This window comes from Sinisalibacter aestuarii (assembly GCF_027923545.1).
Lineage (GTDB): Bacteria > Pseudomonadota > Alphaproteobacteria > Rhodobacterales > Rhodobacteraceae > Sinisalibacter > Sinisalibacter aestuarii.
On record NZ_BROH01000017.1, the window covers coordinates 58,571 to 72,497 of the forward strand.

General features: G+C 59.5%; 12 protein-coding genes. All 12 read right to left on the bottom strand.

What is annotated here, in order from left to right; genetic code table 11:
* Window positions 1–761: 761 nt before the first annotated feature.
* Window positions 762–4,367 carry a YobI family P-loop NTPase gene (locus QMG28_RS19835; RefSeq protein ID WP_281843963.1) on the bottom strand — a complete coding sequence of 1,202 codons (3,606 nt, stop codon included), beginning with the start codon at window positions 4,365–4,367 and terminating at the stop codon, window positions 762–764.
* A 242-nt stretch (window positions 4,368–4,609) separates the two neighbouring features.
* On the bottom strand, window positions 4,610–5,209 hold the full coding sequence (locus QMG28_RS19840) for a rhomboid family intramembrane serine protease (RefSeq protein ID WP_434784460.1): 600 nt from the start codon (window positions 5,207–5,209) through the stop codon (window positions 4,610–4,612).
* Between the two features lie 129 nt (window positions 5,210–5,338).
* Window positions 5,339–5,875 carry a hypothetical protein gene (locus QMG28_RS19845; RefSeq protein ID WP_281843964.1) on the bottom strand — a complete coding sequence of 179 codons (537 nt, stop codon included), beginning with the start codon at window positions 5,873–5,875 and terminating at the stop codon, window positions 5,339–5,341.
* Between the two features lie 155 nt (window positions 5,876–6,030).
* Window positions 6,031–6,759, bottom strand: a complete 729-nt coding sequence (locus QMG28_RS19850) for a DUF736 family protein (RefSeq protein ID WP_281843965.1) — start codon at window positions 6,757–6,759, stop codon at window positions 6,031–6,033.
* A gap of 107 nt (window positions 6,760–6,866) precedes the next feature.
* Window positions 6,867–7,187: a hypothetical protein gene (locus QMG28_RS19855; protein ID WP_281843966.1), complete on the bottom strand. Its 321-nt coding sequence runs from the start codon at window positions 7,185–7,187 to the stop codon at window positions 6,867–6,869.
* Window positions 7,188–7,286: 99 nt separating this feature from the next.
* Window positions 7,287–7,748 (bottom strand): DUF6915 family protein, encoded by a 462-nt coding sequence (locus QMG28_RS19860; RefSeq protein WP_281843967.1) that lies wholly within the window; start codon window positions 7,746–7,748, stop codon window positions 7,287–7,289.
* A 1-nt stretch (window position 7,749) separates the two neighbouring features.
* Window positions 7,750–8,136: a DUF6878 family protein gene (locus tag QMG28_RS19865; protein ID WP_037240036.1), complete on the bottom strand. Its 387-nt coding sequence runs from the start codon at window positions 8,134–8,136 to the stop codon at window positions 7,750–7,752.
* Between the two features lie 121 nt (window positions 8,137–8,257).
* On the bottom strand, window positions 8,258–12,520 hold the full coding sequence (locus tag QMG28_RS19870; RefSeq protein WP_281843968.1) for a strawberry notch-like NTP hydrolase domain-containing protein: 4,263 nt from the start codon (window positions 12,518–12,520) through the stop codon (window positions 8,258–8,260).
* A gap of 74 nt (window positions 12,521–12,594) precedes the next feature.
* A complete protein-coding gene (locus QMG28_RS19875) occupies window positions 12,595–12,747 on the bottom strand; it encodes an antitoxin PaaA2 family protein (RefSeq protein ID WP_085638654.1) in 153 nt (50 codons plus the stop codon).
* The gene (locus QMG28_RS19880) at window positions 12,737–12,901 is read right to left on the bottom strand and encodes a hypothetical protein (RefSeq protein ID WP_170850626.1); all 165 of its coding nucleotides are present in this window, start codon (window positions 12,899–12,901) and stop codon (window positions 12,737–12,739) included. Before QMG28_RS19880 ends, QMG28_RS19875 begins: the two co-directional genes overlap by 11 nt.
* Before the next feature lie 93 nt (window positions 12,902–12,994).
* A complete protein-coding gene (locus tag QMG28_RS19885) occupies window positions 12,995–13,513 on the bottom strand; it encodes a type II toxin-antitoxin system YhaV family toxin (protein ID WP_281843969.1) in 519 nt (172 codons plus the stop codon).
* Window positions 13,510–13,836 (bottom strand): type II toxin-antitoxin system PrlF family antitoxin, encoded by a 327-nt coding sequence (locus QMG28_RS19890; protein ID WP_281843970.1) that lies wholly within the window; start codon window positions 13,834–13,836, stop codon window positions 13,510–13,512. The genes QMG28_RS19885 and QMG28_RS19890 overlap by 4 nt, the downstream gene beginning before the upstream one ends.
* Window positions 13,837–13,927 lie beyond the last annotated feature (91 nt).

Consider the following 13,927-nt stretch of genomic DNA (forward strand, 5'->3'; position numbering starts at 1 on the left):
TGTGGGGGCATGCCCGAATGCCTGGTTTCCGAATCTGCCCGGGTCAGGGACGGCGCAGCCGCCGGCTTGCCGGGCGCAAAAGTTTTCTGCGCGTAGCACCCGACACACGCACACCCTCACGCACGGGACCGCCCCGCGTCACAGGCCGTGCCCTCGCCGAAAAGTTTTGCGATCCTTGACGCGGGCTGATTTGGGGGCCATCCGGAGGATATGCTTCCGCACTCATGTGTGTGTGTTTTGACGGTAGGTTTGCCCGACCCGAGCAGGCAAACGGCCCGACCGGACGCGGGAGACGGATGAAGCGGCGGGATCGTTTTGCCCCGCAAAACAGACCAGAGCGCAATCCGGCGGAGCGGCCGGGGAGGGACGTGCTCGCGAAGCGGGCAAACCGGGATGCTAGGTGCGACGCCGCGGTGAGGCCGCATGGCCGAATGCGCGACGGACCGAAGGGCCGTTCTCCCCTGCGACACGCGAAGCCGAGCAGGGGAGGCCGCAAGGCTCTGGCCGAGGTTGATGTGCAGGGGCTACGCTTTAGGCTATACGGATTACTTCTCCAAGCTTGCGACGTGATCGGACGAAAACCGGTCATTCGCTGCAAATGCGAGGCTCTATTCTCAACGTTGTGATAACCGACATTCAATCTGAAAAGCCACATCTGAGACAAACACCTCAAATCGCTCGAGTGGACATGTTCATAGCACGCGAAGTCACATGCCAAAAAAGGGGCGCGCATGGCACCATCGGAGGTATAGGTGAACACCCTATGAGCGCTTCAAATTCACCATGATATCGTTGGACCAGAATGGTTTTCCCACCGAGGAAATTATGTCGCGGTCATCAAGCCAACTGACAAGTTCGCTGTTTTGATTGGTCCTCTTGAGCGTAGGACGCGCATATCCAGTCTGGATACTGGAATATGGTTGAGGAAGCTGCGCCAAGACCTCACGAACCTGGGACTTGTCGAGCGTTTCGTGGAGAAGGTTGAGCAACTGGATCTGCGTGCTGACTGGCTCAGCGTTCACGATAATTGCTTTGACGATATCAGCAGTAAGTACGGGCAAGGTGGAACTTGTTTCCAAAAGGATCGGCCCGACAATACCGGCTCGCTCGGGAAGGCTGGGAAGCAAGCTTAGATCCATCAATTCGATAATCGCGCGTTTCTCACCATCAGAGACATCGGCACCAAGCAACCGTTCACGGAAGTCGTCGTCGATCGAGAAAGCACTGGGGTCCTGAAGATACGAGGCTATGTTCTCAGCGACAAATGCCGTCTGAAGATCGACTTCGCCCTCAAGTGCGGCCAAATTCCCAGCATCGAACGTGATACGTTGCTCTTCGATTAGAATTCGGCGCTTTCCGGTACTGACAGCTTCCGGGAATTTTTTGAACTCTTTTGGAAGTGCCCGAACATATGCCCGGTAAGTCTCATCTTGTAGATTATCTGCTTCGATCAGAAACTGACGAAGAGGATAAGCTTCCTTTGTGTCGGGTAATGGAACTTCCAAAAGGGCTGAGCGAATTTCATCCTTGCCAAGAAATTCAGTAAGAGCAGCACTATCAAAAACCTCCGACTGAATGAAACCAAGACAATTCGACCACGAAGGTGCGATCTGGGCCCCACGAACAACAATACTCTGATATCGCTCAGGTACGACGTCGAGCTCTGGTAACTTTTTCACTTGGCGTAGGACGAAAGTTTCGACGGCTTCGACATCAAGTGCATCTCGGTCTAACACAGCCAATATCGCTTCGACATCCTCTTCGACGTTATCGTCCATTTCCAACAGCACGTTTGAGAAGTACTCAGCAAAATCGCTTTCCACCCGATCGAGTAGGGGTTTGGCTCTAGAATTTCGAATCCTGGAGTAATGCCGCTTACGCAGGGCGGGTCCAGTTTCTTCTCCGAGGATAGAGCCGAAGATGTACTCAAAGTTCGCAGCGCTCAAATGGTAGTGGCCAAGCTCGTACAACGTCTGGACGACCTGTGGATATTCATTGATCGCAGCAAGATCCTTCGTCTCGATTCGCAGTTCCTCGAGCTTGGCTGGGTCGACTCCTTCTAGAAGGTTGAGGATTTCATGGATATTGTCAGCCACGAACGTGCGGAGCTCAGCATGCTCTTCCCGCTCTCGAGCTAGAAGGGCAGGCGGAAGGTGTTCGATTATGCCCGCGATGTGTACGACTGCGGATGGATCTTCCATTGCCGCGGGGACGAAACCCCGCCAAGCCTCGACCAACCGCTTCATGAATTCGCCAACCTGCGATCCCGACGCATAGTAGGCTTGGAAGAACTCTTGCTGGTTCGGAAACTCATTTGCGAGGTATCCGAAGACCTTCCCGAGCCGATCTTTGTTCTCCTCGGTCTCCAGAAGCGCGTCAATGAGTCGGACGTTCAGTGCATAATCGAGGCCGAAATCGTCCTCCCTCATGCCCGCAATGACTTCACTAGGGTTATCGATCGGAAATCCTGGTTCTGGTGTCTGGAAGGCTCTGATCTGGATCAGGAACTTGTTGTCGTTTGGTGATAATCGCCCCGAATGGAACAGGGACGTGTATTGGTAGTAGCTGTCGTCGAGATAGCCCTCCAAAAGCAGGAAACGGGCGAGCTCGCCGCCGTCACCGAGTTCCTGGAAGAGGCCCTCAATCTCTTGACTGCTGGACCGCAGCAAGACGTTGAACTTGCTCGTACGAATAGTCTTGATCTGTTTTCGCAGATCGGCAATTCGCCTGACCGCAGCCTTTTTCTGTGAGTCCGCCTTGTTCTGTATCGATTGCACTCGATCGGCATAGGTTGCTTCTGGATCGATGCTTGCTTGCAAACCAGAAATGTTTTGTTGGCGTCGGCCTTGGTTGAATGTGTTATAGTGAATGCTCTGTGTATTGATGAGCTCATCGAATTCTTCGTACTCGGATAGCTTGGCAGGTGCCACAAACTGTTGTCCATTCCTACCGACGCCGGACACATTGGCTGGTAACGACTCTAGGAGCGCCATCGCGTAGATCCGTCTGAGCTCACGGATGTCCTTCGGGACCTGCTTTTCAGCTGCTTCGATGCCGCGTTCAAGCTGCGCGATCTCAGATCGATGACTTTGTTCGCGAGCGGCGATGAGTTCGTCCTTGCGCCCCAAGATTCCGGCAAGATGTCCTTCGCCGCGGTGGAGCCTTTCAAAATCCCTCGGGTAGACGTTCTTATAGATCAGCACGGCAAGAAGTTTTGTGGCGTCGAGAACGTTTTCGCCATCTGTTTCCAAGTTCGCGACGTAGATCGCGTACTCGTTGAAGATGTTGTGAATGAGGCGAAGGTCACTTAGATAGCGCGACACTTCGCGTAGGAATTGCTGATCGAGACTTCCGTCCAACTCCAGCCGACTGCCCTGTGCCAGAACCATATCGATCGAGTTCGAACTGTTGATGATTGGAATGACTGGGATGATGAACTCGAAGAACTTGGTCCGGTCTGTATTAACAAACATGTCGTCGCGTAGTGCATAGAGGAATCTAACCTTACGCTTTACTCCCACATTGCCGTTTACGAGACTGTTGATCTCGCGAAGAGTGACAAAGATGTCGGAATCCTCGAAGCGATCTAGATCCTCCACGACGACGAGGTCGTATCGAGTCGACTGGAAGAAGTATACAATCTCATCAAGGTGACGATTGAGGATAGAATCCTGATCCTCCGAGGACGGCCTTATTTCAATGTCTTTCAGCGAAATGCCTTTTAGCGACAAGCCAAAGCTGGCCACGTAGAAGTGATGGATTGCTGACCAAAGAAATATCAGCGCGAAAGCTGCTATCGAGATGTCTAGCCAATTCGTGAAATCGAAGGGCTTGAAGTACGATCCGTCAAAAATCCCGTTGCGATTGTGAAACGCATGCCAGACAGCGAGTATTCCGGAAAGAATGTAAAGTGAGCGGAAGATCGACCAGAAACTTGGCGATTGGATGCGTTTGAAGCGCGAGAGCGGCAGTTTGTCTGCATCTGCGCCATAGAGCAATTGCTGGAGTATGCTCCGCTCAATCTCCTGCCTAGTCACTGTGCGTTGTTCATCGCCTGCTTCGGGCAAAAAGGCGGCAAGCGAGATGTGCAAGGCCTTGCGGGGATAGGATTTCAGGAACGAACGGATGATGCTGCTTTTGCCAGAACCATAAGGCCCAGTAAGAGCGATGTTTGAAACGTCAGGGCTCTCAGTCGCGAACGCCAAGGCGGCCGAATACACCCCTCCTTGGTCTGCTTCATCGGTGGGGGCAAGATCGACGAACTTCGCGGGCCCCTTTCGAGATGCAGATATTCGGCGCAACGTCTCGGCTAATTTGAAGAGCTTATCGGAGATACAGAGGAAGATTTTGGCGCGACTTATATACATGAAAAGCAGTCTACCATGTCCACAAAATTTTCCCAGCCAAGTTATGGACTTAGTCGACAACGCTAGTGAAATTCTGAAGCTTGGCGCGGCCGCAGCGAAATCGCGCTTCGCCCGGAGTCTGTGAGTTCGCTCATCTCCAGATTTCGCACGCGCGGCAAATGGCCGGTAAGCGGGCTGCGGATGCAGCATCTTGACTGGTCGGTGAACGTAAGCATTGGGCCGATCACGTCTGGAGTACGACTTCAGTCCAGATCGACGCCGCCGAGGCGCGGCGCATGGACATGCGTTCGGATTAGGAACGCAGCGCCCGCGCCCGCGATAGCGCCGAAGAGATGCGCCTCCCACGACACGCCGGGTTGGCCCGGAAGAACGCCCCAGAGAATAGTGCCATAGAGGACACCGACCACCAGCGCCGCGCCCAGCGTGATCGGAGAGCGATCCACAAGACCGCGCGCGATGAGGAAGCCAAACCAGCCGAAGATTAGCCCCGACGCACCGATATGGATCGCCGAACTTCCGAACAGCCAGACAAGACCGCCGCCGAGGCCGATCACCACGGCGTTCACGGCCAGCAAGGCCCGCGTGGTCGTAGCCACCAGCAGCCCACCCATCACCAGGAGCGGCGGCGTATTGGCCATCAGGTGCGCGAAGCTTCCATGCAGGAGGGGCATGGCGATGACACCATCCAATCCGCTGACATGCCGGGGGATCAGGCCGAAGGCCGGGTTCAAACCGTAACCGAAGATCCAATTGACGGCCTGGACCGCCCAGAGCAGCGCTACAAAGGCGACAAGCGCCGCGGTGCGCCCAAAGAAGACGCGCATGTGATCCCGGTTCATCATGTTGGCGACAGTAGACGTCACCACAGCGCCTTCATTGGTTTTCGCGCGCAGCACAGGGTGCCACCTCCGGGAAAGGGGGTCGCGGCGGCCAACCTCGGTAGGGCTCAAGCCAAGAGAATGGCTCCGATCTTAAACGGTGTTCCCAGGCCGCCGCGGCATGATTTCACGCTCGGGGCGCTTCAGGGCTTCGGCGTATTTACGGGCATTGTCGTCAATCGTGCTGTGCCAGAGCTTTGAGACAAAGGCCTGGGCGTCTTGAACGGTCATGTCTTTCAGCGAAGAGGACAGCACCATGAATAGCTCATCTTCACTAATCGAGGCGGCGCGGTGCATGGCATCCGCGTAAAATGACGGGTCGTTGAGAACCTGCTCGCGCAGCGGCATCCGCGCGAGATTCTCCTCCGGGATCGCCATGAAGATCGTGTCCTGCAGGTCGGTCAGATACGCACGCCGCGATGTGGACACCGGCTTTCCCGCAGCCTTGGCCTCCAGAACTGCCTGCCTTGTCCTGTCGAGCTTTGCCCTTGCATGGGTCATGATGACATCACGCTGTCGTTCAGGCAGCGCAAATCCGGTGCAACGCTCGATATGAGCAAGAAGCCCTCCAACCTCGGCGTCTACATCAAAGCTCTCGAACCACGGAGCTTTTCCCAGTCTCGCCACCATATGCCTACCCTCGCCCGTTCAATAATATATTATCGTATATCATATTCAGCAGATCGCAAGCAGATGCGAGCTTCGTGCAGCCAGACATGGAAAAAGGGGAACCGTGATCCCACGGTTCCCCTTTGTGTTCAGATCGTCTTCCCTTCGCGTGCCAATTAGGCGACCAGCGACAGCCCCGCGCCCGCATCTTGCTGCGGCTCACCACTGTCGATGAACGGGATGATCGAGAAGGTCTGCCCGCCGCGCTGCTCTTCGTTCTGCACGGCGTTGACGCGCAGATCGCCATCGGGCGTGTTGATCAGCAGCGACAGGTAGTCATTGCCCGTGCGGCTGCTTTTCGCCATCCACGCCGAGCCGACGCGGATCGGTGTGCCCCGGGGCGAGCTGACCTCGATCCGGTAATCCGGGTGGGTCTCCTCGGTCTTGTAGCAGTTCTCGATCAGCATGAACTCCAGATCGAACATCATGTTGGCGATGTAGCCCGTGAAGGAGTTGTCAGCGTCCATGGCGGTGAGCTCGCCCGAGATCGAGCCGGATTTCATCAGACCGTTCGAGACCAACGGGATGATCTCGAATTCGCCGCTCTGGGCCGCGCGCGCCTCTTTCGTCTGCACCGCGTTGACCCGGAACGGGCCGAGGCCCACATCGATCTGCATCGAGATGTAGGGGTTTCCGCTGGTATTGCCCGTCTCGTTCCAGGCCGTGCCGATGCGGACCTTGCGGCCCGATTTGTTGACGGCCGTCACGTCGTAATCCGGACTGCGCGCGGACATCTTGGCCCGTGCCTCAAGCTGGATGGCGATGTCAAAGCGTGACGAGTGGATCATGCCGGTGTACTCGGCGGCTGCGGTTTCGGCATTGCGGGTGAGGTTTCCTGCGAACATGGGATGGTTCCTTTTGGATTGGCCGGTGCCTGACGTCCTTGCCAGCGCATCCGGGATTGCTTTCTCGACCCCTTGAGGGATCACAAATCAGAAAGCTTGCTTTCCCTTTATGCCCCGCCCCCGGCTTCGCGATGCCGTCTGAGTAGGTGTGCCGCCGCGCCCCCGAGTGCTGCGCCCCTCTCCTGCCCGTCTGATCTTGATTGGCGGCCCGGATTTTCTGCGCCGTCCTCCGATCGCGCGATGAAGAACTCCGCCTCTTTGCCATTCAACCGTTGCCCTTCCCGGTCGGTCAGACCGATGCAGCTGCCGTTCGGCAGAAAGCTAATCAGGTACTGACCGAGCCGGTCCTTATGGACAACGTAGCCGGTATTGGCCCAATGCACAGTCTGGCCGGCATCGACGGCCGCCTTGATGTCATCGAGTGTCATGCGAACCTCCTTACGAAGAATGGTGGGGAAACTACGCAGTAAGCCCGGTCGTCGAACCGGGCTTCACTGCAGCATTTCTTTGGCAAACGGCCGAGGCTGTCAGGCACCTTGCGTGGTTTGTGTCACGCGTGCCGCCATCCAGTCCTTCAGGCCGAGAACCGTTCTGCCGGCTGCGACCTCGGAGGCCCAGGCGACCCTTGGGTCGCCGCAAGGCTCATCGCCGGAATGCCGGTCGATGTGACCATTGGCCATCCATGGCTCAGGCTGTATCCGTCGCAGCCAGTCCGCCATGCTCGGGATACGGCCCTGACAGTCTTCGCGGACATGCTGCTCGCCGATCCAGCGCACGGGAATGTCCCGACCCGCGCTATTGGTCAGGGTCAAGCCGAAGACACGCTCCGCTTCGAACAGGCCTTGGGAATGATGACGCAAGGCGCGGTGCGTGAAGAGCGCGAGGTGCTCTTTCGAGGCGTCAAACCAATCGTGCACAGCCTGATAGTCAGACGGCACCCCGCCGAATTTCCGGGCAGAGCTTTCAGCATGATGAAGCGGATGGGCCATCTCAAAGCCCCTCGTCATAGCTGTGCGAGCATTCGACATAGCGGTCCGCGTGATCGAGGATGATGCTGTCTAGTGCTATGTCCCAGGTCAGCGTGCCGTAGCCGCCCTCGTTGTTTTCGAACCCCGGGTGATGGTGATAGGCGAGCGACCAGGCGAAGTCGCCAACCTCTGTGGCAAGCGCCTCCGGCAGTTGGACCTCTGCAGGCTGCACCGTCACATCCTCGACATTGCCGGAGTCGCCATAGCCTTCGTATTCGGCAGTGACCTCGCTGATGCCTAGTGCACGTAGTTGCGCAAGCAGCTCCGTTCGGGATGCCTTCAAGGTGGTTTCGCGCTCTGCACGCCACTGAGCCGCCATTGCGGCATAGTCGATCTGGGGATTGGTCATGGGTCTGTCCTCTTGTCTGAATTTGGGGGGCCGGGTGTGGCATTGGTCAGCGCGCGCCCGGAAAGCGCAGATCGGCCAAATCCCGATCCGCGACGCCCGACCGGAAGCCCGCTTTGACTTTTCAGGCGGCTTGTTCTGCCGCTCTAGCGGCTCGCTGCCCCACGATCCGGGCCAGAATGCTTCCCGTGTCGATCCCGTCCCCATGCGGCAGGAACACCCGCAGCTGGAAGGCGATGATCTCCGTGAAACACCCCATGGCCTTGAGGCCGTCGATCATGCCCCGATCCGCGCCGCCCAGCTCGAGGCGCATCTCGCCTGCGACCCGGCGACGGGTCAGGGTCAGACCCCGGCCCAGATCGACCGGCGCGGTGGTGCCGAGGGCGGCGGTCAGCATCTCCTGCGGTGTTTGCGGATTGGAGACGAGGAAGCGTGCGCGCAGCGCGGCAGCACCTTCCTCGCTCAGCGTGCGCCCGATCATCGCCGTCGCCCCGTCCGGCGTGACCCGGTAGATACGTTCATTGGTGGTCGGAATATCCTTCCAGATCGGCAGCAACAGCCCGGTCAGCAGGTAGAGCTTGGTCGTGGTGGTTTTTGGCAGGGACGCTGCCTCGGCATCCCAAAGCCTTGCGAACTCAGGCCTTCCGATGTCTTCCCATGCCGAGGACTCGAACCGCGCCTCTTCGAGATAGCTCGACCCGTTTGGCCGCACCGCCTTGCGCATCAGCGTAACGATGTCCTCGTCATACATCTGCATGGGGCGCGCCGAGATGAGCGCCGCGCGGCCGGAAGCACGGTTGACCATCGGCAGCTTGTCGGGATTGCGCGAGAAGGCGTAATCTGCCGACAGCACATGGACAGGGTCGGTCACCTCAAGTCCGATGATCCGCGTTACGGCACCGGATTTCGGGCAGGTCCAGAGATCCTCCATGGAGACCTGTTCGATCTTTTCGCCACGCAGCGTCTCAACCCCGAGATCGAGCGTGCCCGCCGCGCGCGCCCGTTCAGTCTGATCGGCAATCCGGCGCATGAACTCGGCAAAGAGCGCGTTCTGCATGTGGATGGGCAGGGCCAGAACCCGGTTTAGAAACCGCTGGATCGGCGGCAACTCCTCGAGCAGCACCCCGTCCTTGTCGATCAGCCGCAGGGCTGTCCAGTCGGTGAAGCTCTCGTAGCTCATCGCCTCAGCGCGCCCGGCGGCAAGATCGGCGAAATACCCACGCAGCGCCGCCCGTGCGATCGGGCTTTCGAGATTGTCCTCCTCGCGGAACATGCCTTGAGAGCCGGTCTCGCGCTGACCCTTGGTCAAAGCCCCCAGCTGGTCGAGGCGCTTGGCTATCGTCGAGGTGAAACGCTTTTCGCCATGCACATCCGAGGTGCAGACCCGGAAGAAAGGCGCGCTGACCTGGGCAGAGCGATGCGTGCGGCCGAGCCCCTGGATGGCCGCATCGGCGCGCCAGCCGGGCTCCAGTAGATAGTGCCGCCGCCGTTTCTGGTTCTTCGCCGTTTGCGCCGCGTGATAGGACCGGCCCGTGCCGCCCGCATCGGAGAAGATCAGGATATCCTTTTCGCCGTCCATAAAGGCTTGGGTTTCGGATGAATTGCTGCTGGCGGCGCGCTTCTCGATGAAGAGATGACCATCGCCGGCCTTCAAAGGGCGGATGGACCGCCCCGTGACTTCAGCCACGGCCTCGTCGCCAAAGGCCCAGAGGATCTGATCGAGCGCTGAGGGGATCGGGGCCAGAGTCATTAACTCCATCATGGCCGCATCGCGCAAGCCGAGCGCCTCGCGCGAGACGACCAGCGCGCCGGTCTCATCGCGCAAGGGTTCCGCGATCATGTTGCCGTCAATCTCAACGAGCTTTTGCGCGTGGATCGGGAAGGCCTGCTCGAGATAACCCAGCACGTAGTCGCGCGGCGTCAAGGCCCCCTCGACGAGCTGGTCGCCGGCGTCCATCGTCTCAAGCCGGCGTTTCAGCAGGCTTTCGCCGGTCGAAACCACCTGGATGACGCAAGCGTTGCCCGCCGCGAGGTCTTCCTCGATGGCGCGGATGATGGTCGGCGCCTTCATTCCCATCAGGAGATGGTTGAAGAAGCGCTGCTTGGTGCTTTCAAACCGGGATTTGGCCGAGGCGCGTGCGGCCGACGCATTGGTCTCGCCAGAGGCGTCATTGACGCCAGTCGCTGTCAGCGCCGCTTCGAGATTGTGGTGGATGGTGCGGAAAGCGTCCGCATAGGCGTCGTAGATCTCGATCTGAGCCGGAGTCAGCGCGTGTTCGAGCACGTCGTATTCCACGCCATCAAAGCTGAGCGCGCGGGCCGTATAGAGACCGAGCGTCTTGAGATCGCGCGCGACCACCTCCATGGCGGCAACGCCGCCCGCCTCCATCGCCGACACAAAACTCTCGCGGCTCGGGAAGGGATATTCGGGTCCCTGCCCCCAGAGCCCCAGCCGCGCGGCATAGGCGAGGTTGTGGACGCTCGTCGCTCCCGTGGCGGAGATGTAGAACACCCGCGCGCGCGGGGCCGCGAGTTGCAGCCGCAGGCCTGCAAGGCCCTGCTGGGAGGGTTTGACCCCCCTGCCCTGCTCTGACCCTGCGGCGTTCTGCATGGCATGGGCCTCGTCAAAAGCCAGCACGCCGTCGAAGTCTTCACCCATCCACTCAAAGATCTGGCTCAGCCGCGTGGTGCCGCATTTGCCCGCCGAGCGCAGCGTGGCGTAGGTCACGAAGAGGATACCGTCGCCCATCGGGATTGGCTGGTCCGGTTTCCATTTGGAGAGCGGCTGAATGTCGGCGGGCGAGCCGCCAAGATCGGTCCAGTCGCGGATCGCGTCCTCGATGAGCGTCGCGGATTTGGAGACCCAGATCGCTTTCCTGCGCCCGGCCAGCCAGTTCACCAGAATGAGCCCCGCGCATTCGCGCCCCTTGCCGCAGCCGGTGCCGTCCCCGAGGAAATAGCCAAGGCGATAGGCCCGTGCATCGGGGTCGTCGTCGGCGCGCGTCAGCTTGGTCTGGTCGTCATCGATCACAAACCGCCCCGGCAGGTCACGCCCATGGGCATCATGCGCCATGATGATGGTCTCGATCTGCGCCTCCGAGAGGTGTCCATCCTCGATCAGTCGCGCGGGCAGGCGCAATTCCGCACTGGCCCCGCCTGAAGGCACGGGTGGCGCGACCGAGGCCATGGCGATGCTTTCGACCAGCGGCGTGGGATGTTCCTGCGCGCCTGCGATGTCGATCCGCTGCGGACGGTAGCGCGCATAAATATCCGAGACGGGCGTGTTGTCGCGCGGAGCCTCAAGGCTTGTGAAAGTGAGCGGTATGGCGGCGTTGGTCTGAGCGTTGGACGCCGCAACTCTGGCAACTGGGCGCTTGCGGGTGACAGGTACTGGACCGACCGATCGCGCATGAGGGTTTTTCGTAGCCTGTTGTACGGGGCGCGCCTCGGGCCGGGTTGCGGCCACGGCGTCGACAAAAGGAAGGGCTTCATCCAAGTCCCTGACGCTGGCGCGGATCATCTCGCCGTCCTCCTGCACCTTGTCGAAGACCATCAGCTGGGTTTCCACAGTTGTGCCGAGCTTGCGGTAGACCTGTCCCGGCATCGTCAACGCCAAGCGCGGCGTCAGGAGACCGCAGGCGCGGGACCAATGCGCGGCATCGCGTTCGGGCGTGAATCCCGGCGGCATGATCGCCACCAGCCGCCCGCCGGGTGCCAGACGCTTTGCAGCCGCGATAAGATGTTTGGCGGCGATGTGCTTGTCTCGGGAGCGATCGACCGAGGAGGCGAAGGGCGGATTCATCACCACGACGTCGGGCAGAACGGGCGTCTGCAGCAGATCATCGATATGCTCGCCGTCATGGCCTGTGACCTCGCCGCCGAAAACCGCGCGCAGGAGGCGCTGGCGAAAGGGGTCGATTTCATTGAGCAAAAGCGTGGCACCGGCCCGGGCGGCGAAAGCAACCAGGGCACCGGTGCCCGCCGACGGCTCCAGCACCGTCTCGCCCTTGCGGATCGCCGCGGCCCGCAAGACCAGCGCCGCGAATGGCAGCGGCGTGGAAAACTGCTGCAGCCGGATCTGCTGCTCAGAGCGGCGGGTTTCCGTCAGGAGCCGCGAGGCAAGCAGCCTTGCAGCGGCGATGTCACCTGCCGCGCCGTCCTCACGCAGCAGCACCTGAACAGCCGCGGCCTGCATCAGGTCATATGCCATGCGCCAGTCCCAGGCACCGCCGGCATCGCTGCCAAGAAACGTCTCGCGCATAATGCGCGCGAGCGCTGACCTGCGCAGGGGTTGGTGGTCGACCTCCGCGCCGATCTGCGCGAGGGCAGAGACGAGATCAGCGTCGGAGATTGAGAGAGCCGGGTTCGCCGGTTTGGGCCTAGACATGGGGATTTTCCTTTGGATCAGGGTCTGAGTTCCAAAGGACAAAAAGCCCGCTTTTGCTTTTCTGGGTGACGAGGTCAGGACTTGGGTTCGACCTGCCGCTTCGCATCAATCAAAGCCTGCGCGGCCTGCATTACCTGAACCTGTGAAGTTCCACCGCGTGCATCCTCAAGCGCGGTCTGTACCTGCGCGCGAAACCACGCGTCATATGAATTGACATCAGCCGCCACGGAAATGCTCCTCGAGACCGATATCCAGCAGCTTGCCGAGGTCATCGGGCATGTCTGCAACGTGCACAGCAATTGGGAAACGGTGCCCCGTCAGGTCAGGCGCGCATTGCTCCTCTAGCCCGAGGTGCTGCCTATCCTTTTCCGCCTCAATCATTGTGCTTTCTCCGACCCTATTATCAGCCGAGCTACATCTTCCAGCGGGGCGTCGCAAACGATAATGCCAAAGGGTCACAGCAAGCTGGCCCACTTACCGATCGGGCACCGCTTCAAGGGAAGTTTCGAACCGCTTGCCCGCCGCTGCAGCTTCTTTCAAGAGCGCGTCGAAATTGTCAGGTGGATTGCCATCTTCCAACATCCCTTTGAACGTCGCATAGGCATCCGTCTTGCTGCCGTAGGCGCGCAGGGTCTTGTCGTCGTTCACCCAGGCCACCACGATGACCTTCGCATCGCTGTTGAACCGGTAGAACAGCCGATACTGCTGGAAGAATTTCGCCCGGAACCAGTGTTTGCGGTGATCGCCGAGCGTACCGCCTTGCCGGAAGGCGGCGGCACCCGGATCTGCCGGTATGGCCTCGGTTACCAGCTTGAAGATGGCGGCCAACCGTTTCGTGGAGTTTTTCTTGCGCCAGGTCTTTGGATCGCGTGCCTTACGCGCTTCAACCTCCTCGATCAGCCCTTCGAGCTGGTCCAGAAAGAGCGGATGCGCATAAATCGACCATCCGTTTACGACAAGGGGCGCCCCTGCGGGCACGCTATCGCCGCTCATTCATCCTCGGGCGATAGCAGCGCATCGAGATCGACGTCAACGTCTCCGACCAGTGCTGCAAGACGGCCATGCAAAGCCCCATCGAACGCCCGAATGCGATCCGGATGCGCCTTGATATCGGCCTCGACAAAATCGAGAAAGGCGCCGAGCGCGGGATCATCCTCGTCGCTGCGCACGGGCTCGATATAGACCCTGCCACTCGGCTCGGTGCAGTAGCGAATCTGGTCGCCCTTGCCCAGCTTGAGCTGTTTGCGCACACCCGCCGGCACGGTCGTCTGATACCGGTCCGTGAGCTTCGAGACATCTTGTGCGAGCGCTGTCATGGCAGTCTCCTGAAACAAAAGGGTCTTTGCTACCCGCGATAGGTAATGCATTTGCATTGTCTTGTCAAGACAAGCCGCATGGTCTGCTGTC

Excerpts from the sequence above, each read along its gene's own strand:
- QMG28_RS19850 (WP_281843965.1), bottom strand. The coding sequence starts at position 6,759 with ATGTTCGCAGGAAACCTCACCCGCAATGCCGAAACCGCAGCCGCCGAG.
- QMG28_RS19840 (WP_434784460.1), bottom strand. The coding sequence starts at position 5,209 with ATGATGAACCGGGATCACATGCGCGTCTTCTTTGGGCGCACCGCGGCG.
- QMG28_RS19865 (WP_037240036.1), bottom strand. The coding sequence starts at position 8,136 with ATGACCAATCCCCAGATCGACTATGCCGCAATGGCGGCTCAGTGGCGT.
- QMG28_RS19860 (WP_281843967.1), bottom strand. The coding sequence starts at position 7,748 with ATGGCCCATCCGCTTCATCATGCTGAAAGCTCTGCCCGGAAATTCGGC.
- QMG28_RS19870 (WP_281843968.1), bottom strand. The coding sequence starts at position 12,520 with ATGTCTAGGCCCAAACCGGCGAACCCGGCTCTCTCAATCTCCGACGCT.
- QMG28_RS19880 (WP_170850626.1), bottom strand. The coding sequence starts at position 12,901 with ATGATTGAGGCGGAAAAGGATAGGCAGCACCTCGGGCTAGAGGAGCAA.
- QMG28_RS19835 (WP_281843963.1), bottom strand. The coding sequence starts at position 4,367 with ATGTATATAAGTCGCGCCAAAATCTTCCTCTGTATCTCCGATAAGCTC.
- QMG28_RS19855 (WP_281843966.1), bottom strand. The coding sequence starts at position 7,187 with ATGACACTCGATGACATCAAGGCGGCCGTCGATGCCGGCCAGACTGTG.
- QMG28_RS19885 (WP_281843969.1), bottom strand. The coding sequence starts at position 13,513 with ATGAGCGGCGATAGCGTGCCCGCAGGGGCGCCCCTTGTCGTAAACGGA.
- QMG28_RS19890 (WP_281843970.1), bottom strand. The coding sequence starts at position 13,836 with ATGACAGCGCTCGCACAAGATGTCTCGAAGCTCACGGACCGGTATCAG.
- QMG28_RS19845 (WP_281843964.1), bottom strand. The coding sequence starts at position 5,875 with ATGGTGGCGAGACTGGGAAAAGCTCCGTGGTTCGAGAGCTTTGATGTA.